General features: G+C 65.4%; 19 protein-coding genes. 11 read left to right on the forward strand and 8 right to left on the reverse strand.

Annotated elements, in window-relative coordinates; translation table 11 throughout:
* Position 1 precedes the first annotated feature (1 nt).
* The gene (locus MUB46_RS03855; RefSeq protein ID WP_261614561.1) at positions 2–757 is read right to left on the reverse strand and encodes an SDR family oxidoreductase; all 756 of its coding nucleotides are present in this window, start codon (positions 755–757) and stop codon (positions 2–4) included.
* Positions 758–878: 121 nt separating this feature from the next.
* Here MUB46_RS03855 and MUB46_RS03860 point away from each other — a divergent pair, with 121 nt between their 5' ends.
* The gene (locus MUB46_RS03860; RefSeq protein WP_261614562.1) at positions 879–1,541 is read left to right on the forward strand and encodes a cation efflux transmembrane domain-containing protein; all 663 of its coding nucleotides are present in this window, start codon (positions 879–881) and stop codon (positions 1,539–1,541) included.
* On the opposite strand, the gene MUB46_RS03865 is transcribed toward MUB46_RS03860, so the two are convergent.
* On the reverse strand, positions 1,538–2,248 hold the full coding sequence (locus MUB46_RS03865; protein WP_261614563.1) for a GNAT family N-acetyltransferase: 711 nt from the start codon (positions 2,246–2,248) through the stop codon (positions 1,538–1,540). The two genes, MUB46_RS03860 and MUB46_RS03865, sit on opposite strands and share 4 nt — an antisense overlap.
* Positions 2,249–2,250: 2 nt before the next feature.
* Complete coding sequence (locus tag MUB46_RS03870) at positions 2,251–3,087, reverse strand: nitroreductase family protein (RefSeq protein ID WP_261614564.1); 837 nt, start codon at positions 3,085–3,087, stop codon at positions 2,251–2,253.
* Between the two features lie 412 nt (positions 3,088–3,499).
* On the opposite strand from MUB46_RS03870, the gene ftsH reads away from it, so the two are divergent.
* Together ftsH and MUB46_RS03880 are read left to right on the forward strand one after the other, a co-directional pair.
* Complete coding sequence (gene ftsH, locus MUB46_RS03875) at positions 3,500–5,383, forward strand: ATP-dependent zinc metalloprotease FtsH (protein WP_261614565.1); 1,884 nt, start codon at positions 3,500–3,502, stop codon at positions 5,381–5,383.
* 125 nt (positions 5,384–5,508) lie between these two features.
* The gene (locus MUB46_RS03880) at positions 5,509–6,588 is read left to right on the forward strand and encodes an AbrB family transcriptional regulator (RefSeq protein ID WP_261614566.1); all 1,080 of its coding nucleotides are present in this window, start codon (positions 5,509–5,511) and stop codon (positions 6,586–6,588) included.
* Between the two features lie 57 nt (positions 6,589–6,645).
* Here the strand turns inward: MUB46_RS03880 and MUB46_RS03885 are convergent, their stop codons facing one another.
* Genes MUB46_RS03885 through MUB46_RS03895 form a run of 3 tightly spaced genes read right to left on the reverse strand, consistent with a single transcriptional unit; the run spans position 6,646 to position 10,286 of the window.
* A complete protein-coding gene (locus MUB46_RS03885) occupies positions 6,646–8,097 on the reverse strand; it encodes a coiled-coil domain-containing protein (protein WP_261614567.1) in 1,452 nt (483 codons plus the stop codon).
* A 12-nt stretch (positions 8,098–8,109) separates the two neighbouring features.
* On the reverse strand, positions 8,110–9,048 hold the full coding sequence (locus MUB46_RS03890) for a DUF6384 family protein (RefSeq protein ID WP_261614568.1): 939 nt from the start codon (positions 9,046–9,048) through the stop codon (positions 8,110–8,112).
* Between the two features lie 56 nt (positions 9,049–9,104).
* Positions 9,105–10,286 (reverse strand): cell surface protein, encoded by a 1,182-nt coding sequence (locus tag MUB46_RS03895; protein WP_261614569.1) that lies wholly within the window; start codon positions 10,284–10,286, stop codon positions 9,105–9,107.
* Between the two features lie 149 nt (positions 10,287–10,435).
* Between MUB46_RS03895 and MUB46_RS03900 the strand changes: the two genes are divergently transcribed.
* Together MUB46_RS03900 and MUB46_RS03905 are read left to right on the forward strand one after the other, a co-directional pair.
* Complete coding sequence (locus tag MUB46_RS03900; protein ID WP_261614570.1) at positions 10,436–12,349, forward strand: potassium/proton antiporter; 1,914 nt, start codon at positions 10,436–10,438, stop codon at positions 12,347–12,349.
* 125 nt (positions 12,350–12,474) lie between these two features.
* The gene (locus MUB46_RS03905; protein WP_261614571.1) at positions 12,475–12,792 is read left to right on the forward strand and encodes a c-type cytochrome; all 318 of its coding nucleotides are present in this window, start codon (positions 12,475–12,477) and stop codon (positions 12,790–12,792) included.
* A gap of 21 nt (positions 12,793–12,813) precedes the next feature.
* Here MUB46_RS03905 and MUB46_RS03910 read toward each other — a convergent pair whose 3' ends face one another.
* Entirely contained in the window at positions 12,814–13,551 is a 738-nt protein-coding gene (locus MUB46_RS03910; protein ID WP_261614572.1) for a cytochrome c biogenesis CcdA family protein, read from the reverse strand.
* A 143-nt stretch (positions 13,552–13,694) separates the two neighbouring features.
* Here MUB46_RS03910 and MUB46_RS03915 point away from each other — a divergent pair, with 143 nt between their 5' ends.
* From MUB46_RS03915 to MUB46_RS03925, 3 genes are all read left to right on the forward strand, one after another.
* Entirely contained in the window at positions 13,695–14,066 is a 372-nt protein-coding gene (locus MUB46_RS03915; protein ID WP_261614573.1) for a thioredoxin family protein, read from the forward strand.
* A 30-nt stretch (positions 14,067–14,096) separates the two neighbouring features.
* On the forward strand, positions 14,097–14,453 hold the full coding sequence (locus tag MUB46_RS03920; protein WP_261614574.1) for an ArsR/SmtB family transcription factor: 357 nt from the start codon (positions 14,097–14,099) through the stop codon (positions 14,451–14,453).
* Between the two features lie 140 nt (positions 14,454–14,593).
* Complete coding sequence (locus tag MUB46_RS03925) at positions 14,594–14,977, forward strand: c-type cytochrome (protein WP_315902702.1); 384 nt, start codon at positions 14,594–14,596, stop codon at positions 14,975–14,977.
* 72 nt (positions 14,978–15,049) lie between these two features.
* On the opposite strand, the gene MUB46_RS03930 is transcribed toward MUB46_RS03925, so the two are convergent.
* Positions 15,050–15,412, reverse strand: coding sequence for a hypothetical protein (locus MUB46_RS03930; RefSeq protein WP_261614575.1), 363 nt, complete (start codon positions 15,410–15,412; stop codon positions 15,050–15,052).
* A gap of 222 nt (positions 15,413–15,634) precedes the next feature.
* Between MUB46_RS03930 and MUB46_RS03935 the strand changes: the two genes are divergently transcribed.
* Genes MUB46_RS03935 through MUB46_RS03945 form a run of 3 tightly spaced genes read left to right on the forward strand, consistent with a single transcriptional unit; the run spans position 15,635 to position 20,601 of the window.
* Entirely contained in the window at positions 15,635–16,198 is a 564-nt protein-coding gene (locus MUB46_RS03935; RefSeq protein WP_261614576.1) for a PadR family transcriptional regulator, read from the forward strand.
* Between the two features lie 18 nt (positions 16,199–16,216).
* Positions 16,217–17,356 (forward strand): efflux RND transporter periplasmic adaptor subunit, encoded by a 1,140-nt coding sequence (locus MUB46_RS03940; protein ID WP_261614577.1) that lies wholly within the window; start codon positions 16,217–16,219, stop codon positions 17,354–17,356.
* A complete protein-coding gene (locus MUB46_RS03945; protein ID WP_261614578.1) occupies positions 17,353–20,601 on the forward strand; it encodes an efflux RND transporter permease subunit in 3,249 nt (1,082 codons plus the stop codon). The genes MUB46_RS03940 and MUB46_RS03945 overlap by 4 nt, the downstream gene beginning before the upstream one ends.
* Positions 20,602–20,604: the final 3 nt, after the last annotated feature.

The following is a 20,604-nucleotide window of genomic DNA, read 5'->3' on the forward strand; positions in this document are numbered from 1 at the left end:
CCTAGAGCGCGAAGCCACCGTCGACGAGATGGATCTGGCCTGTCGTGTAGGACGACTCGTCGGAGGCAAGATAGACCGCAAGCATGGCGACCTCCTCGGCCGTGCCGAGCCGCCCCATCGGCTGGCGATCGATGAACGCCTGGCGCACGGCCGTCTCGTCCTGACCTGTCTCCGCAGCCAGCGTGGCGATGCGCTGGTCCAGCGACGGCGACTGGATGGTACCGGGACAGATCGCGTTGCAGCGAACGCCCCGCTTTATGAAATCCGCGGCGACCGCCTTGGACAGGCCGATCACGGCAGCCTTGCTGGCGCCATAGACGTAACGGTTCGGAATACCGCGCACAGAGCCCGCCCCCGAGGCCACATTGACAATCGAGCCCGAGCCCTTTTCCAGCATGCCCGGCAGGAACGCGCGGATCGTGCGGTGCATCGCCTTGACGTTGAGGTCGAAGGAAAAGTCCCAGTCGTCTTCCGAGCAGTCGAGCACGGTGCCGTGATGCACGAAGCCGGCGGCGTTGAACAGGATGTCGACCGGACCGACCGACTCGGCGGCGGCGGTCACCGCGTCGGTATCGCGCACATCGAGGCGCAGGGTTCGCGCTATCCCACCGTCCGAAAGCGCGGAAAGACCGGCCTCGTCGATATCGGTGGCAATCACCGCTGCGCCCTCGGCGGCGAAGGCCATCGCCGTGGCCTTGCCGATACCCGCCGCGGCGGCTGTAACGAACGCGGTCTTGCCTTTGAGCCTTCCAGTCATCATTTCCTCCGTCTGCCGCCGGTCTTTCTGCCGGCACCTCAGAAGCGTTATTGTGTCCGCGCGCGCGGCGCAACCGCCGAGGCCAACCATCACCTATGCTCGTTCGAGGAAGCTCGACATCGTGATCCCTGACATCGATCCCCTTGATCAAAAGCCGGTACCGCCCGGCGCCCGCGGCGAGGGTTTCCTCGCGCCGGCCACCGTCGAGGAAGCCAGCGCGCTCCGGTTCGCGGCGATCTCCAGCCTCGTCCTGGCCGGCTTCGAGGCGCTCGTCGCCCTGCTCATCGGTTCCGTCGCCGTCATGGCGATCGCCATCGATTCCCTGCGCGACGGCCTGAGCGCCGGCTCAGCGCTGGTGCTCGCAGGCCGCGACCGGCGCCTTTACCGACTCGCCGCCGTCATCGTCGCCGCCCTGACGGCATTCGCCTTCCTCTGGATCGTCTGGATCGGCTTCACCCGGTTCGGCGTCGGCCGACTGCCCAATCCGTGGCTGATGATCGCCGTGGCGGCCATATCGTTGGCGGTGAACGTCATCACCGCGCTGCGGCTCAGGGTGATGGATGTGGGCGACGACGACGTGCGCTGGACCTGGCGGCAGACGCGCTGGGATTTCGTCGCCGATCTCGGCGTGATCGTCGCCGCACTCGCCATTTCCGATTTCGCCCAGCGCTGGCCCGACCTCGTCGCCGGCCTGCTTATCGCCGCCTTCAACCTGTGGGGCATCTGGAAGCTGGTCCGCGCCATGTGGGAGGCCGAAGCCGAGGATATCCGTGAGCGGTCCTAGCCGCTCTTCGCGGCATCCAGCGCCATCGCGGTCAGAGACTGCAGGCTGCGGCGCTGGTTCCCCTTGTCGTCGAAATTCGCCGGATCGAGCCAGGTCTCGAATGCCTCGCGCAGGCGCGGCCATTCGTCATCGGTGATCGAGAACCAGGCGGTGTCTCGGTTTTTTTCCTTTACCACCAGGTGCTTGCGGAAAATTCCTTCGAAACTGAATCCGAGCCGTTCGGCCGCGCGCTTCGACGCCGCGTTGGCATCGTTGCACTTCCATTCGTAGCGCCGATAACCGAGTTCGTCGAAGACGCGGCTGGCCATGAGATACATGGCCTCCGTCGCGCCCGGGGTGCGCTGGAGCAGCGGCGAATAGCAGATATGGCCGACCTCGATCACGCCATGCTCGGGAACGATGCGCATCAGGCTGGCGACGCCGACGGCCTTGCCCGTCGACAGATCGACGATCGAATGGAAGTATGGATCGTCGCCCGCCATCACGGTGCGGGCATGCTCGCGATAGGCGTCGATGTCGGCGAAGGGGCCGTAGGGCAGATAGGCCCATAGCGCCCCCTCCGTATCGCGCCGATAGGCCTCGAACAGGTCGGCGGCATGGGTGCCGATGTCGAACGGCTCGACCCGGACGAGCCGGCCGCGCATCGGCTCGCGGGAGGGGCGCGGCCGGATCGTCCAGCCGGACAGGTCCTCGTCGCTACGCGCCACCGCTATCGATCCTTCCCACGGGGACCGACTGTCGGCCCGGTAAGCGCATCCGCCCATTCGCCGGCCTTCTCCTCGAAGTCCTCCCAGTCGCGCATCTCCTCAACACCCCGATACATGGCGAACGGGCGCAGCTTCTCGACATAGAAATCGACCAGCTCCTGCGGCCGGAGCTTGTCCTTCTCGTAACCGTTCCAGTGGACGATCTGCTCGACCGGCCTGCGCCAGCGCAGCGAAACGTCCTTCTCGGGATAGCCGATCGGGATCGTTCCGTAGGCAATGAGCGGGTCGGGATAACCGAGCAGGTCGGACAGCTCGCGATTGGTCGTCGCCTCGCCGCCGCCGGACAGCCAGGCCGACGTCAGCCCACACGCGGTGACGGCGAGCTGGACGTTCTGGATCGCCGCGCCGATCGAGGCGAGCAGGATGTTCTCGTTGTTGGCGTGGTACTCGTCTTCCCAGTCCGAATCCGTGGCATTCGGAAACGACGCCTTCCAGCGTGGATCGCCGAGCACGACGACGATGGCGACCGTGTTGGCCAAATAGGTCTTCTTGACCGCCGGGAAGCCCTTCACGTGGGCGATCAGCCGGTTCGACTGGCGCAGGAAGACTTCGAGCACCTTGTCCCGCATGTCAGGATCGTCGACGATCAGCACGTCGAAGCACTGGGTATTGGCGCCGGTCGGCGCCCAGCGGGCGGCCTCGGCGATCCGCATCAGCGTGTCCCGGTCGATCTGCCGCCCTTTCTCGAACCGGCGCACGCTGCGGCGCCGGCGCATCACATCGATCAGGGCATCGTAGTCGACGGTATGGTCTGCTTGCGCTACGGCTCGTTCGGACATGGGCCTTGCCCTCCCCCCTGCTGGCCACAAGAGGCTATGCGAGGGACGGCATGCCCGGCAACAGAGTCACTTCACAGATTGATTCAAGCTGCTGAGAAGCCGATTCAATCCGACAATGGCGACAATCCGGAAAAGGCGAGTCGGATGAATCGGATAGTCCGCGCCGTTAAAGCATCGATTCCGGAGGTTCGCCGCCGCCATCGTCTTCACAATCCGATTCAACACGGGCCGCAGTCCCCATACCTGCCCCTAAGGAAGACGCCGCGCACTTCGACTTCCGGCCCAGGCCTATTGCCCCTCCAAAGCCACCGGAAGCGGGCGGTCACGGCTCGCGCGAGGTGACGGGCGGGGTGACGGGCGGGCGAGCTTGTAATAGACCAGTGTGATCCATCGGCCGGGATCGGGCAGCGGCATGGCTCAGCTGGAAAAGAAGCACCAGATCAATCTCTGGTACGCGCTTATCGCGCTCGCGCTCCTGCTCCTGTTTCAGGGCTGGTACACGACCTGGAAGACGGTCGAGGCGATCCCTTATTCCGAATTCGAACAGTACCTGAAGGACCGCAAGATCGCGGAGGTCGAGGTCCGCAAGGAGCAACTGTTCGGCAAGTTCGCCGAACCGCAGGACGGTCGCACCTATTTCATCACCAACCGGGTCGACCCGGCCGTCGCCGAACAGCTCGAGAAGTATCAGGTCAAATTCGACGGACGGGTCGAGGACACGTTCCTGTCGAACCTCCTGTCCTGGGTGCTGCCGGTCCTGCTGCTGTTCGGCCTGTGGGCCTTCTTCATCCGCCGCTTTGCCGACAAGCAAGGCTTCGGCGGAATGATGACCGTCGGCAAGTCCAAGGCCAAGGTCTATGTCGAGCGCGACACTAAGGTGACCTTCAAGGACGTCGCCGGCGTCGACGAGGCCAAGGACGAGCTGAAGGAGATCGTCGCCTTCCTGCGCGATCCGCAGACCTACGGCCGGCTCGGCGCGCGCATTCCCAAGGGCATCCTGCTGGTTGGCCCGCCCGGCACCGGCAAGACGCTGCTCGCCCGCGCGGTGGCCGGCGAGGCCGGTGTTCCGTTCTTTTCGATTTCCGGTTCCGAATTCGTCGAGATGTTCGTCGGCGTCGGGGCCGCGCGGGTCCGCGACCTGTTCGAGCAGGCACGCAAGGCCAAGCCCTGCATCATCTTCATCGACGAACTCGACGCACTGGGCCGCGCGCGTAGCGCCGGCGGCGCCCTCGGCGGGCACGACGAGAAGGAGCAGACCCTGAACCAGCTTCTGGCCGAGCTCGACGGTTTCGATCCGTCGGAAGGCATCGTGCTGCTCTCGGCGACCAACCGGCCGGAAATCCTCGACCCGGCGCTTCTACGCGCCGGCCGCTTCGACCGGCAGGTACTGGTCGACAGGCCCGACAGGCCCGGCCGGCTGGCGATCCTTCAGGTGCACATCAGGAAGGTGAAGGTCCTCGCCGAGGATGTCTCGCTCGACCAGATCGCGGCGCTTACGCCGGGCTTCACCGGCGCCGATCTCGCCAATCTGGTCAACGAGGCGGCCCTTCTGGCCACCCGCCGCGGCGGCGACCAGGTGACGATGGCCGACTTCACCAACGCCATCGAGCGCATCATCGCCGGGCTGGAGAAAAAAAGCCGCGTGCTCAACGAGCATGAGCGGCGCGTCGTCGCCCATCACGAGATGGGCCATGCCCTCGTCGCCGCCACGCTGCCCGGCATGGACCCGGTGCACAAGGTCTCGATCATCCCGCGCGGCGTCGGCGCCCTCGGCTACACCATCCAGCGGCCGACCGAGGACCGATTCCTGCAATCGACGGCGGACCTGGAGAACCGCATGACGGTGCTGATGGGCGGGCGCGCCGCCGAGCACATCGTCTTCGACGAGATCTCCACGGGGGCCGCCGACGACCTCGCCAAGGTGACCGATATCGCCCGGCGCATGGTCACCCGCTTCGGCATGGCCGGCGAAATCGGACAGGTCGTCTATGAAGAGGAACGCCAGGCCTTCCTCGGCGAAGCCTACGGCGCCTTCCAGACGCGCGAATACTCGGAAGAAACCGCCCGCGAGATCGATGTCGCGGTCAAGACGCGCGTCGACACTGCGTTCCAGGAGGCGATCCGGATCCTGACCGAGCGGCGCGGCGACCTCGATGCCGGCGCCCGGCTGCTGCTCGAAAGGGAGACGATCACCGCGGCCGATTTCCCGCCGATCAGGGGAAAGGTGCCGGCCGGGGAAGCGGCGGAGGAAGAAACGCCGCAGGTCGGCATGGACGACAAATTGCGGGTCGACTGAAGCGCCGGCGCCCCGGCCGCCTATCCTTTTCGCATGACTGCCTTGCGGCACGGCAAGATTGTCGCAGGCACTCCCGACGTCTAAACCGTCTCCATGGCTCCCACCGTCTGTCGAACGCCCGCTTCATGGCCGCCACCGGGCATCTGATCGTTTCCGTGAAAACGCTCGCCACCGTCGCCGTCGGCGCGACGGCAGGCTGGACGGCGTTCGAAGCCGGGCTGCCCCTACCGTGGATGATGGGACCGATGCTCGTCGTCGGCCTGATCGGCATCGCCGGGATCCAGCTCAACGGCCACGGCGTGCACGTGCCCATGTGGCTCCGCACCACTATGGTGCCGATCATCGGTGTCATGCTCGGCTCGGGCTTCACGCCGGCCGTCGTCGCCGGGATGCGGGAATGGTGGATCACGCTGTCCGCCCTGGTCGTCTACATCGTGGTGACGTCCGGGCTCGTCTATCAGTTCTATCGGCGCGTCTACCGGTTCGATCCGGCAACCTCCTATTTCGCCTCGATCCCCGGCGGCCTGATCGACATGGCGATCATCGGCGAAGGCCAGGGCGGCGACGCGCGGACGATCTCGCTCATCCATTTTTCCCGTATCCTGATCTCCGTGATCGCCCTGCCCTTCCTGATGCGGCACATCTATTCGCCGACCGGACCGGCGAGCCTTGTACCGGGCGGGAGCGCAACGATGGAACTGCGCGACCTGGTGTTGCTGGGCGGCTGCGCCGTGATCGGTTATTTCGGCGGCAGGCTCATCCGCCTGCCCGGCGCACAGATCTCGGGCCCCCTGGCGCTCAGCGCCATCCTGCACGCCACCGAGATCACCGTGGCGAGCCCGCCCGTCTGGCTGATCATATTCGCCCAGATCGTCGTCGGCTCCGCGCTCGGCGCGCGCTTCGCAGGCGTCTCCATCAAGGCCGCCGGCAAGCTGATGGTCGCGGCGATCTTCGCGACCATGATCATGTTCTCGATGACGGTCGCCGCGGCCTTCTCCCTGTCGCAGTTCGTCGACGAGCCGCTCGCCGCCCTGATCCTCGCCTATGCGCCGGGCGGCGTCACCGAGATGAGCCTGATCGCTCTGTCGCTCAATATCGGCGTCGCCTTCATCACGAGCCACCATATTGCGCGCATCGCGCTGTCGATCGGGTTGATGCCGTTCCTGTGGCGACACGTGGTCTCGAAGCGGGTCGGCAAGGCCTGAATCCAGCGCCTGCGGCGCGGGCCACTCGGGCATTGCGGTAATCTATCTCCGGGAAACCTAGAACTTCCCGCCCGTGCGGAAGCCGCCGCGACCGCCGAAACCGCCACCGGTGCGGAAACCGCCGCGACCGAAGCCGCCGCGGCCGAAACCGCCCGACGAGCCCGACCGGCGCGGCTTGAAGATCGAGCCCCCGCCGGGGGCATGCCCCCAGGGGCCGGGACGAGACGGGCCGTCGGAATACTTGCCGCGCCGACGCATTTCCGCCCATACGGCCGCCCCGGAAATGACGCCGCGCAGAAGCTCCTTCAGGAAATCCTCGACCATGTCGTCGTCGAATTCCCAGCGGTCGTCGTCGTAGCGTTCGCCGACGAAACGGCCGCGGACCTCCTGCAACTCGCCGAGCTTGTTCTCGAGATCGCGCTCGACCTTGCGGCGGCGGTCGAGATCGTGCTCCAGATCCTCGATGTCGTCGCGCAGATCGTCGATCGTCTCGACAAGCCGCTCGTCGGTGGGATCGGGCGTCAACAGCGCGGCGCGGTGGAGCTGCTTCAGGCTCGTGTCCTGCAGGGCACCGACGATCGCGTCGATCGCGGACCGCGACGCCTCGTCCTCGCCGCGATTGACGGCCGCGCTCTTGGTCTGGAGCGCCGTGCGCGCGGCTATCAACTCGTTCAGCCGGTCGGCTACCTTGGCAAGCTCCGCCTCGTCGGCATCGACGGTCTCGTCAAGCGCAAGAACGCCGGCCTCGCCCCGCCTTTCCCTCTCGAATGCGACGAGACGCCCGGCTTTGTCCTCGGCCGCCTCGCGCGATCGCACCGCATGCTCGCCGAGGCGCTCGGGAAGTTCCAGCAGCATGTGATAGTTCGGCCGGGCACCGTGATAGCGCACGAGCCGCGCGACCCAGGCATCGAGCATGCGGGTCAGCCCCCGGCCGCTATAGTCCGAGGTGCCATAGCCGCGCTTCCACAGATACATGAACAGCGCGTCGGCTTCGTAGGGCGCCCCCTTCTCGATACGGTCGTCCTTGGCGAGTTCCGCCTTGCGCTCCGCCTCGACGGCAACCTTTTCGGCGGTTTCGACGGCGGCGATGCGCTCCAGGTAGTTCGCGTCGTCCTTCAGCGTTTCGAGGAGTTCCGCGTCCTTCGCGTCGATCTGCGCGCGCAGGTCGGTGATGCTGCGGGAGAGGCGGTCGCGGTCGGCTTCCAGAGCCTCGATCTCCGCGGTGGCCACCTCTATCTCCTGGGCGAGGTTGGCCAGCGCGGTATCCCGAGCCGCCCTGAGACGCCTGATCTCGGCCTGCGCACGGTCGAGCCGGCCGCCGAGCGCGGCGTCACCGTCCTGACCGAGTCGGAAGGCCGCCAACTCGCGGAAGGCAGCTATTTCCTTTTCTCGCAGCGCTGCGATCCGCTCGGCCATCCGGGAAATCTCGCCGGCGAGTTTCTGCTCCTCGCGGCGCAATCCGGCGATTTCACGATCGATACGCTCAAGCGTCTTGCGGCCCTTCGACATCCCGCTCCCCGCCTACCAGTCGGTGATCGCGCCGCCGCTGACCGGCATGGCGTAATCGGGTTCGAGGGTGCCCCGGCGCTTGGCGCCGAGAATGTCTTCCTGGATGATGCCGTCGTCTTCCTTGTCCCGGCGCACGCTGTTGAAGGTGGTCTCGGGCACGCGCACGGCCCATTGCGTCACGGTTTCGGCCTTTCCGGTTTCCTCGTTGGTGACGGAAACCGTCACCGGCTGTGCTCTGCGGTTCAGCGCCTCCACGATCAGGTAGTAGTTGCGAGCATCCGGATTGGCTTCCGGGATGCGCCACAGGCCTGAGGTCGCACCGGGGCGGGAGACGATCCGCAGGACGTATTCCTGATCGAGCCGACCGCGCAGATCCTCAAGCTGGGCGACGGCGGACCGGGCGCCGTCGAGATCGTTCTCGGCGAGGGCCCTGTCGCCGTCGGCCCTGATCGATTGGGCCATCCGGCTGGCTTCGGGCGCCTGCGATCCGGATTCGATCGCGGCGGACAATGTCTCGAGCCGCTTCGGCAACGTCTGCGTCAGTTCGATCTGCCGCGCTTCGGCACGCTGCTCGGCGGGAACGGTCACGAGGAAATGCCAAGCGCCCCAGGCGATCGCGACCGCGGCGACGATGCCGAGCGCCGCCTTGCCCCAGGCGTGGCGGCGCACGTAGAGCCTTGCCAGGGAAACGGAAAAGCTCGGCTCGGGCGGCGTGTAGACGAAGCGCTGCTCCTTCAGCGCCTCGACGCCCTCGGCCAGGATAGCGTCCGTTACCTCGATGCCTTGCGAGGCATAGATCTCGCGCAGCCGCGCGATGAGCTGACGGTCGCGCTCCTCCTCGTTCAGCTCGCGCGCGACGAGGTTCTCGCGATGGCGCAACGTGTCGACCACGTCCATCGCGAGCATGACCTCTTCGAGCGGTCGCTTCTGTTTCGGTGCAGGATCAGCCATTGCGCCCAGTCCGGTCCGCCGAGGCCTTCAACTTACCTCAAACCGGGTTCGGTTCGTCACGCCAGTGCGTTTCCCTCGGCCGCGAGCTTGGCGAGCCGGCGCTTGCCGTCCTCAACCGCATCGCGAATCTCCTCGGAGTTCTGCGTGGCGAGCTTGCGCATTTCCGTGATGATCTCGGTGGACCGCTCCTGGAAGCCGATCACCGAATCGACAAGGCTCTTCACCGCGTCGGCACGCACCGTCGGACCGTAGCCTGCCTTCAGCGCGGCTTCCTGCACCTGATTGCCGATCTCGCCAAGCGTTTCCAGGCTCTTGGACACGCCCTCCTTCATCGCATCGAGCGTCTTGGTCGACTCGTTGAGGCCGAACAGGCCGGTGAACGAGGCCTTCAGCGCGGTCAGCACCGTCTCGTTGGTGGAGAAGAAGCTGATCGCCTGCTGATAGACCCGCTCCTTCGCATTGGTCGTCTGCATCAGGCGGGCCATCACCACTTCCGAGGTGTTGTAGCCGATGGTCAGGTTGTCGGAGAGGTCCTTGGCGACCTGGTAGCGCTTGTCCTCGTCCTGCATCGCCCGCATCTTCTCGTCGCGGTCGAGTTCGAGGCGCGCGCGTTCGGCGGGCTCCACGTCGGCCGCCGCCGCGACCTTGGCCGAGGCGTCCTCCAGTATCTTCCTGGCCGCATCGAGCTTTTCCTCGGCAGCCTTCAGAACCTCCAGCGCCAGCACCTCGGCGTTCTTCAGGGCGCCGCGGAAATCGCTGTAGGCTTCCTGGATGATGTGCTCGCGCTCGATCTGGTCCTTGGTGTCGCGGGCGACGTCCAGATAGGTCTTCCTGATGTCCTCGAACCGGTCGGCAATATCGCCCCGGCTGACCTTCATCCAGACGTTCTGCACCCGCTCCCAGGAACTGATCGTTCCGTCGGCGAGCTGATCTACCATCCCCTTTGCATCGTCGCGGATGGAATCGAACGACTGGGTGATGTCGTCGTAGCGCTCGCCGATGTTCATCGCGGCGATCTGCTCGCGCACCACTTCGTTGAAGAACGAGGCCTGCTGCAGGGTCCGGGCGATGATCACGGTCTTCTCCGGCGCAAGATCGGAGATCTTGTTCAGCAGCGCGACGATCGGCGCTTCCTCGCCCTCCTTCGGTACCAGACCGATATCGCGAAGGGCTCCCATCGCGCGATCGAGATACTGCATGGGCGTCAACGACGCCGACTGGCCCGTCGTCTCGTTCATAGCTCACTCCCTCTCTGGCCGGTCCGCCTCGAAACCCTCGGGCCGGGCCCGCTAATTTAGTGGCATCCGCCGCCAAGAATAAGACGCGATGGCTCGATTTCACCGCAAATATGGAACTTTTTCACCTTATTTGATGACATACTGGCCGCATGCTGGACCTTCCGCTCCTTTTCATCCTGATCAGCTCCGCGCTTTTGGTGCTGGCCGTCCTGACCAGCCTGATTGCGTTCCGCATCGGCGCGCCGTTGCTGCTGCTGTTCCTCGGTATCGGGCTGCTGGTCGGGGTGGACGGGCTCGGGCTGTCCTTCGACAACGCTCCGGTCGCCTATTTTATCGGGTCGGTCGCGCTGGCGGTGATCCTGTTCGATTCGGGGTTCAATACCCGTTTCGAGACGGCGAGCCGCGCCCTGTGGCCATCGCTGACGCTGGCCACCGTCGGCGTGCTGCTCACCACGGCGCTGGTCGGCGTGGTGGTCCACGTTCTGGGCGGCCTGTCGTGGCGCGCCTCGTTGCTGCTCGGCGCCATCGTCAGCTCGACGGACGCCGCCGCCGTCTTCTTCCTGCTGCGTGTCGGCGGCATCAAGATCCGCGAACGGGTGCGCGCGACGCTGGAGGTGGAATCCGGCTCCAACGACCCGATGGCGGTGTTCCTGACGGCGACGCTGGTCGACATGATCGTCGCCGGGCCGGAGGTCGGCGCGCCGTTGGCCGCGTTCCTGGAAGCCTTCGTGAGGCAGATCGGATTCGGTGCCGTCGCCGGTATCGGGGGCGGCTGGCTCATCGCGACCACCATAAACCGTCTCAGGCTCGAGCCCGGCCTCTATCCGGCCATCGTGCTCGGTATGGCGCTGCTCATGTTCGCGCTGGTCAGCCTGTCGGGCGGCAGCGGCTTCCTGACGGTCTATCTCGCCGGCATGATGACCGGCAATCTCGGTCGTCAGGGCATGCCGCTCCTGCGCCGGTTCCAGGACGGGCTGACCTGGCTTTCCCAGATCGGCATGTTCCTGATCCTCGGTCTTCTGGCAACGCCGTCCGAATTCGGCAAGATCTGGGTTCAGGGCATCGTCGTGGCCCTGTTCCTGATGCTGGTCGCCCGCCCCCTGGCCGTCTGGCTCTGCCTGTTGCCCTACCGGTTCACCCGCGAGGAGACGGCGTTCATCTCATGGGTCGGCCTGCGCGGCGCGGTGTCCATCCTGCTGGCTATCCTGCCGATGATGGCGGCGATTCCCGCCGGCCAGGCGTTCTTCAACATCGCCTTCATCGTCGTTCTGACATCCATGATGCTGCAGGGCTGGACGATCCGGCCGGTCGCGAAGAAGCTCGGCCTCGTCGTCCCGCCGGATATCGGACCGGTCGAGAAGGTGGAGCTGGAACTGCCCGGCCGGGCGACGCACGAGCTCGTCGCCTACCACATCGTCGAGGACAGCCCGGTGGCAACCGGCGAACGCATTCCCCGCTGGGCCCGCCCTTCCCTGATCGTGCGCGAGGGACGGTCGATGAAGCCCCTCGAGGCCGGTCCCCCGCGCGTCGGCGACTACGTCTACATCTTCACCGCGCCGCGCTACATCCGACTGCTCGACCGCCTGTTCGCCAGCGCCGTCGCGCTCGATGAAACCGACCGGGTCTATTTCGGCGACTTCGCCCTCGACGGTAAGGCAAGCATGGCCGACATCGCCCACGAATACGGGGTCACGCTGCCGGAAGACCCCGGCGACACGACGCTCGCGGATTTTCTGACACGAGAATTCGGCAGCGATCCGCGACGCGGCGACCGCATCGTGCTCGGGCCGATCGAGCTGATCGTGCGCGACATCGGCGATGACGATGACATCGAGACGGTGGGCCTCAGCCTGGCGCCGGTCGAACCGACGCGTCGGCGCCTGCCAATGTTCTGGAATATCGACGAGATCGAGGAAGGCCTGCGCCAGCGCTATGCCCGATGGAAACTGTGGCGCATGGCGGCGAAGGCCGCCAAGGCGAACGCAACCGATTCGACCAACGCAACGGGCGAGGCCAAGGATGCGCCGGAACCCGCGAAGATAGAAGCAAGACAGGACGCGTAATGGTCAAACGAACCGAAACGCATAACCGCACGGCATCAGGAGCGGTTTAACTCGCGCCCTTGCTGGTCCATGATCGGCCTTCGTCAACAACGCGACAACCGCTGCCCGGCAGCGAATGGAGATCCATGAAGCCTCTCACGATCCTCCTGCCCGCCCTGATCGGGCTCACGGCCCTCCCCGCGACGGCCCAGCCGGTCGATGTCGACCACGGCCGGGCCCTGGCGGAAACCTGGTGCGTCAACTGCCACGTCATCGACCGCGAGCAGACGACTCCGGTGCCGGCCGGCCCGCCGTCGTTTCCCGCTCTGGCCGACGATCCCGACGTAACCGACGAGCGGCTGGCAAGCTTCATGCGCATGCCGCACCCGCCGATGCCCAACATGTCGCTGACGAATATCGAGGTGCAGGACCTCGTCGGCTACATCGGGAGCCTGAAGCAGTAGGGCTTCGGGACATCGCCGATATCAGCCGACGCTGGCAAGGGCCGGGAAGGTCTCGAGAAGCCAGTAGGACAACGCCGCCATCTGGCCCGTGAGGAACATGATGCCGGTCAGCACCAGCAGCGCGCCCATCGCCTTTTCGACCTTGCCCATCTGCGAGCGGAAGCGGCGCATCAGTGCCATGAACGGGCCGGCGAACAGCGACGCGAGCAGGAACGGCAGGCCGATGCCGAGTGAATAGACGGCAAGCAACATCGCGCCATCCGCCACCGTATCCTCGGTTCCGGCCACGAACAGGATCGCTGCCAGTACCGGCCCGACACATGGCGTCCAGCCGAAGGCGAAGGCGATACCGACAAGGAATGCACCAATAAGCCCGGCGGGACGGCGCTCCACGTGGATCCGCGCCTCCTGGTAGAGCAGCCCGATGCGGAAGACGCCGAGGAAATGCAGGCCCATCACGATGATGATGGCGCCGGCGATGTAGCCGAAGATATCCAGATAGCTCATCACCACGCGGCCGATAACCGAGGCGCTGGCCCCGAGCACGACGAAGACCGTGGTGAAGCCGAGAACAAAGGCCAGCGAGGACAGGAAAACCTTGAGGCGCGGCACCTGGGTCCGATCGTCCGCGGTCAGCTCATCCAGGGTGACGCCGGCCAGGAAACACAGATACGGCGGCACCAGCGGCAGCACACACGGGGAAACGAAGGACAGCAGCCCGGCGACGAAGGCGCCCCAGATGGTGATGTCCAGCCCCATTAACCTGCTCCCGATGTGAGTCCACGAACACTCGCAACCCGTTGCCGGGATGCTATATACCGTGGCACTTCCGAATACCGGAGGGCGGCACGCCGTCTCAATGACCTATGTTGCTACGGATCGTCACATTCGCTCTCGGACTCGTGATCGCCGCGCCGGCAATCTCGGCCGAGCTTCTGATGTTCGAGGATGATGGCTGCGTGTGGTGCGCGCGTTGGGATGCGGAGGTCGCCCCCGACTACGCCGAAAGCTCGCACGGGCAGATCGCGCCGCTGAGGCGCTTTGACCTGCGTCGCGACCCGCTGCCCGACGATCTGGAGCTGAAGAGCCGCGTCCGCTACACGCCGACCTTCGTCCTTGTCGACGACAACCGCGAAGTCGGGCGGATCATGGGGTATCCCGGCAGGGACATATTCTGGACCCAGCTCGACGCGTTGATCGCACGTATCGAACCGGACGAAAACCGCCCGTCCTTGACCACGGCAGCGGCCACACCTTATCAAGCCGGCGTGTAATTTTCGGTTCACAACAGCTCGAAAGCCGCCATGGCCCTCCCCGCGACCGCTTCCGATCCGCAATCCGATGCGCTGGACAAGATGTTCGCCAGCGCCAGGCAGGCAAGCAGCCTGCTGAAGTCGCTGTCGCACGAAAGTCGGCTGCTGATCCTGTGCATCCTTTCAGGCGGCGAGAAGACCGTAACCGAACTGGAATCGATGCTGGCACTGCGCCAGCCGACCGTGTCGCAGCAGCTATCGCGGCTCAGAATCGACGGGCTGGTCGAAACGCGACGCGAGGGTAAGGCCATCTACTACAGCCTTGCGAGCGAGGACGTGAAACGGGTAATCTCGGTGCTGTACGATATCTATTGCGCCGTTCCAGCGACCGAGGAAACAGACGACTGACCAGAGCGCGTGCGCCGATTTGTCGTATTTCCCCTTGATCACGCAGTCGTATAGATGGCGCCCGAGATAATCGTAAGCAGTCGGCATCAGATATTCGACAATCCGACAACGATCCCCCGGACACGAACAAGGAGTTCCTAATGATCAGGCGTATCGTTCTCGCCGCCGCCGCCGCCGCCGTACTTGCCCTGCCGGCTCATGCCGACGGCGATGCGGAGAAGGGCGAGAAAGTCTTCAAGAAGTGCCGTGCGTGCCACGAAATCGGTGAAGGCGCGAAGAACAAGGTCGGCCCCGAGCTGAATGGCGTCATCGGCCGCACCGCCGGCACCGGCGCGGATTTCAAGTATTCGGACGCGATGGTCGAAGCCGGCGCCGGTGGACTCGTCTGGAACGATGACACGCTGGAAGAATACCTCTCCAAGCCGAGGGACTTCATTCCCAAGAACAAGATGGCGTTCGCCGGCCTCAAGAAGGAAGACGAGATCGAGGACGTCATCGCCTATCTGGAGCAATACTCCCAGTAAGACGCGACTGGGTATCGAAATGCGAAAGGCGCCGCGGGCTACCGCGGCGCCTTTTTCCTTTCCGTTCGAGGCTCAGCGCCGAACGGCCGCACCCGCCTTGGCAAGCACCGGCTCGTCGGTGACACGGACCGCGACCTTGCGCCCCTTGGGGCGGTCGCCCTGGTCATAGGGCAGCCCCATGATCGCCGCCCCCATCGCGGCGCTGCCGATCGTGATGACGAAGCCGATCATCAGCATGGCGATGGCGACGATCGGATCGCGGTCTTCCATAATCAGGCGACCGAGCGCATGGGCGTCGGTCAGGATCAGCGCCGTGACGACCAGAACCGCGACGGACGCCCCGATCGCGAGATGAAGCGCCAGAAACCGCAGTAGCGAGGGCGGGCCCCGCCGCGACTTGCCGTTTGGCGATGGCAGGAGATTGATCCGGGCCATTGCGATCCTCGTTTGCGTGTATGCCCGATAATTGGGTCTTGCGCCGACGAAGGAAAGGTGTCGACTGGTCGCACCCCGGTGCGCCGACCGAACCGCGGCCCCCTTCCCCCCCGGGGACAACGTTGACCTCCTTTCCATGTGATTATATATCGCTGAGTTATATGCTCGAAAAGCATATGCTCGACCGATACACGACGGACCTTCCCAGGAGGGTATGACAGAATGAACGCCCGCACCCTTTGCCTCGCGATTCTCAATTTCGGCGAGGCGACCGGCTACGAAATCCGCAAGCAATCGATCGAAGGCGATTTCAGCTACTTCGTCGACACCAGCTTCGGCGCTATCTATCCCGCGCTGACCCGGCTGACCGAGGAAGGGCTCGTCGAATGCCGCGACGAGGTTCAGCCCGGCAAGCCCGCGCGCAAGGTCTACTCGATCACGCCGGCCGGGCGCGCCGCCTTCATCGATGCGCTGCACCAGTCCGTCGAGCCGGACATCTTCAAGTCGCAGTTCCTGCTGGCGTCCACATGCTCCGCCTATATCGAGCCCGCCCACATGGCGCGGTTGGTCGACGAGCGGGTCACCCAACTCGACCGCATGCTCGAGACGATACGCTCACTCGAGGCGCAGTGCGACGATCCGGGCATGCGCTGGACGATCGGCTACGGCCTGGCGGTCTACCAGGCCAGCCGCGACCATCTGATCAAGAACCGCGAGGCCCTGATCGCCAGTGCGGGTGCCGAGATCGCCACCGAAACCGCCGAAGCGACCGAAGCCGCCGAATAGGCGCCGGAGAGCAATCCCATGCGAAAATCATACATCTGGGCCATCGTGATCACCGTGGCGATCGCCGGCTGGCTGGCTTCCGGCCAGGTCATCGTCGGCGGCCAGGGCGAAAGCGCCGTCACCGCCCCGAATACGCAGGACGGCAACCTTTCGGCACAATCGGACGCTGCCGGCGACGCAACCAAGCCGTTCCGCGTCCGCGTCGGCACCCTCACCTCGGTGGACCGCACGGCAGAGCTGAAGGTTCGCGGCCGCACCGAGGCGGCCGAGCGCGTGATGCTTCGGGCGCAGACGCCGGGCCTCGTCGAGCAGATTCCGGTCAGCAAGGGCCAGCGGGTCGCGACCGGCGACGTGATCTGCAAGCTCGAGGCCGGCAGCCGCACCGCCAACATCCTGCGTGCCGAGGCCGGCCTCGCCCAGGCGGAGCTCGATTACGACGCGGCCAGCAAGCTCAACGAGAAGGGATATGCCGCCGAGACGCGGGTGCGCGCCGCGAAGGCCGCCATGCACGCGGCCAAGGCGGTGTTGTCGGAAGCGCGGCTCGACCTCGAGCGCACGAAAATCAAGGCTTCGTTCGACGGCGTCGTCGATGACCTGCCCGCAAAGATCGGCACACTTCTCAACGTTGGCGACCCCTGCGCCGAAATCGTCGCCGCCGACCCGATGCTGGTCGTCGCCCAGGTTTCGGAGCGCGATGTGGGCCGTATCGCCCCCGGCATGGCGGGCGCGGCGCGGCTCGTCACCGGCGACACGGCGGAGGGCAAGCTCCGGTTCGTGGCGACATCTGCCGACGAAGCGACCCGGACGTTCCGCATAGAGCTGTCGGTTTCCAATCCCGACGGCCGGCTGCGCGACGGCGTTACCGCCGAGATCGCCATTCCGCTCGAAACGACCAAGGCGCATCGGTTTTCGCCCGCGATCCTGACCCTCGACGACGACGGCGTCATCGGCGTGCGCACCCTGACCGACGACAACCGGGTCGCCTTCATGCCGGTCCGGATCCTCGGCAACGAGGACGGGACGGTGTGGGTCGCGGGTCTGCCGGACACCGTCACGGTCATCACCGTCGGCCAGGACTACGTCAAGCCGGGCGAACGCGTGGAGCCGGTGTTCGAAACGGCGTCAAGTAAAGCCCAGACGGGGAACGCGGCCCAATGATGCAAGCCCTCGCCGCCATCCTCGGGCACACACGGACGGTCCTGACGCTACTGGTCGCGATGGTGATCGCCGGCATGATCGCCTATGCCAGCCTTCCCAAGGAAGCCAATCCCGACGTCGATGTTCCGGTCTTCTACGTCTCGGTGACGCAGCAGGGCATTTCGCCCGAGGACGCCGAGCGACTGCTGGTCCGCCCGCTGGAAACACGCCTGCGCGGCCTCGACGGGATCAAGGAGATCACCGGCATCGCCAGCGAAGGCTACGGCGCGATCCTGCTCGAATTCGACATCGATTTCGACAAGGACGCGGCCCTCGCCGACGTGCGCGCGAAGGTGGACCAGGCCAAGGCGGATCTGCCGGCCGAAGCCGACGAGCCGCAGGTCGCCGAGACCAATCTGTCGCTCCTGCCGACCGTCGTGGTGACGCTGTCCGGCGACGTGCCGGAACGCACCCTCCTCCAGCACGCCCGACGCCTGCAGGACGAGATAGAGGGCATCCCGACTGTCCTGGAGGCGAAGCTCGTCGGCCATCGCGACGAACTGCTCGAGGTCGTGATCGACGCCACCCGGCTGGAATCCTACGGCGTCACCCAGGAACAGCTCATCCGTGCGGTGTCCGCCAACAACCAGCTCATCCCGGCCGGCTTCCTCGACCGGGGGTCGGGCAAGTTCAACGTCAAGGTGCCCGGGCTTTTCGAGACCGGCCAGGACGTGTTCGGCCTGCCGATCAAGGTCGACGGCGACGCGGTGGTGACGCTGTCCGACATCGCCGAGATCCGCCGCACCTTCCAGGACGCGACCGCCTTCAGCCGCTTCAACGGCGCACCGGCAATCGCCATCCAGGTGATCAAGCGGACCGGCACCAACATCATCGACAACAACGCCGAGGTCCGTCGCATCGTCTCCGAGGCGACGGCCGACTGGCCCGGCACGATCAAGATCGGCTTCACGCTCGACCAGTCCGAATTCATCGCCGAGGTGCAGAACTCGCTGCAGTCCTCGATCCTCACAGCCATCGCGCTGGTGATGATCGTGGTGGTGGCGGCGCTCGGCATGCGCTCGGCGATCCTGATCGGGCTCGCGATCCCGACGTCGTTCCTGATCGGCTTCCTGATCGTCGGCCTGATCGGCATGACGGTGAACATGATGGTCATGTTCGGCCTCGTGCTGACCGTCGGCATGCTGGTCGACGGCGCCATCGTCATCGTCGAATATGCCGACCGAAAGATGGCCGAAGGCCTGCCCCGCAAGGAGGCCTATACGCGCGCGGCGCAGCGCATGTTCTGGCCGATCTTCTCGTCCACCGCCACAACCCTCGCCGCTTTCCTGCCGATGCTGCTGTGGCCGGGAGTGGCGGGTGAATTCATGGCCTATCTGCCGATCATGGTGGTCATCATCCTGTCGGCAGCGCTGTTGACCGCGATGATCTTCCTGCCGGTTCTCGGCGGCCTCTTCGGCAAGACGTCGGCGCGCCCGGAGGATCTCGATCAAGCGCGCATGCTCGCCGGCGACAGCGATGTCGACTATTCCGATATCCGCGGCTTCACCGGCGTCTACGTCCGTTTTCTCAAGGCGGTCGCCAGCCGTCCGCTCGGCCATGTCGCGGTGATCGTCGGCACCATCGGCGTCGCGATCATGGTGTTCAGCTACTATGGCCAGCACAATGCCGGGGTGCAGTTCTTCGTCGACGAGGAACCGCAGCAGGTGGTCGTTCTGGTGCGCGGACGCGGCAATCTTTCGGCCGCGGAACAGCGTGACCTGGTCGACGAAGTCGAGCAGCAGATCCTGGAAGTCTCCGGCATAGACGCCCTGTTCACGACGATCGGCCAGTCCGGCCCGGGCGGGGTCAATCCCGCCGGGGTGCAGGACAAGCCCAACGACGTCATCGGCGACATGATGATCGAGCTGTCGGATTACTGCTGCCGGCGCAAGGCCGAGGACATCTTCGCCGAGATCCGCGAGCGCACCGCGCCGATCGCCGGCATCATCGTCGAGATCCGACAGATCGACGGCGGTCCGCCGGTCGGCAAGGATGTCAGGCTCGAACTGACCGCCAACGACTACGAAACCGTCAAGGGCGCCGCGACGTTCGTGCGCAAGCACCTGGAAGCCGAGGTGGACGGCCTGCGCGACATCGAGGACAGCAGTTCCCTGCCCGGTATCGAATGGGAACTGACGGTGAATCGTGAGGAAGCCGGCCGTTTCGGCGCCAACGTCGCTTCCGTGGGCGCGATGGTCCAGCTCGTCACCAACGGGATCCTGGTCGGCAAGTACCGGCCCGATGATTCCGACGACGAGATCGAGATCCGGGTTCGGCTGCCCGAGGGCGAGCGCACCATCGACCGGCTCGATACGCTGCGTATCTCGACTCCGGCCGGCATCGTGCCCATCCGCAACTTCGTCGAGCGCGCCGCCCAGCCGAAGGTCTCGACGATCTCCCGGCAGAATGGCCGCTTCGCGATGGAGGTGAAGGCCAACGTCCTGAAGGAACAGGGCATTCTGCCAGACGACAAGGTTCGCGAGATCGGCGCCTGGCTCGACAAGCAGGATTTCCCGATCGGAGTTTCCTACCGGTTCCGGGGCGCCGACGCCGAACAGAAGGAGGCGGAAGCCTTCCTCGGAAAGGCGGCGATGGCCTCGCTGTTCATCATGTTCGTGATCCTGGTCACCCAGTTCAACTCGTTCTACCAGACGCTCCTGACGCTCTCGACGGTGATCATGTCCGTCGTCGGCGTGCTGATCGGCATGCTGGTCACGGGCCAGAAGTTCTCGGTGATCATGACCGGCACCGGCGTGGTGGCGCTGGCGGGCATCGTCGTCAACAACGCCATCGTGCTCATCGACACCTACAATCACATGCACCGCGATCTCGGGATGCGGGGGCTCGATGCGGTGCTGAAGACCTGCGCGCAACGCCTCCGGCCGATCCTGCTGACCACGATCACGACGATCATGGGCCTCGTGCCGATGGCCCTGCAGATCAACTTCGACTTCCTGAACAGGCTTGTCCAGGTCGGCGGCATCACGTCGATCTGGTGGGTGCAGCTTTCGACGGCCGTGATCTTCGGCCTTGGCTTCTCCACGCTGCTGACGCTGATCGTGGTCCCCACGATGCTGGCCATGCCGTCGGTCTGGGCGGAGAAATGGCAAGATTGGCGCAGCCGCCGCGGCGGGGCCCCGGCCAAGCCGGACGAGGAGCCGCCGCTATCCGACGCCGGACCGGCCTTCCCGCAGGCGGCCGAGTAAGTC

It is taken from the genome of Microbaculum marinisediminis (assembly GCF_025397915.1).
GTDB lineage: Bacteria > Pseudomonadota > Alphaproteobacteria > Rhizobiales > Tepidamorphaceae > Microbaculum > Microbaculum marinisediminis.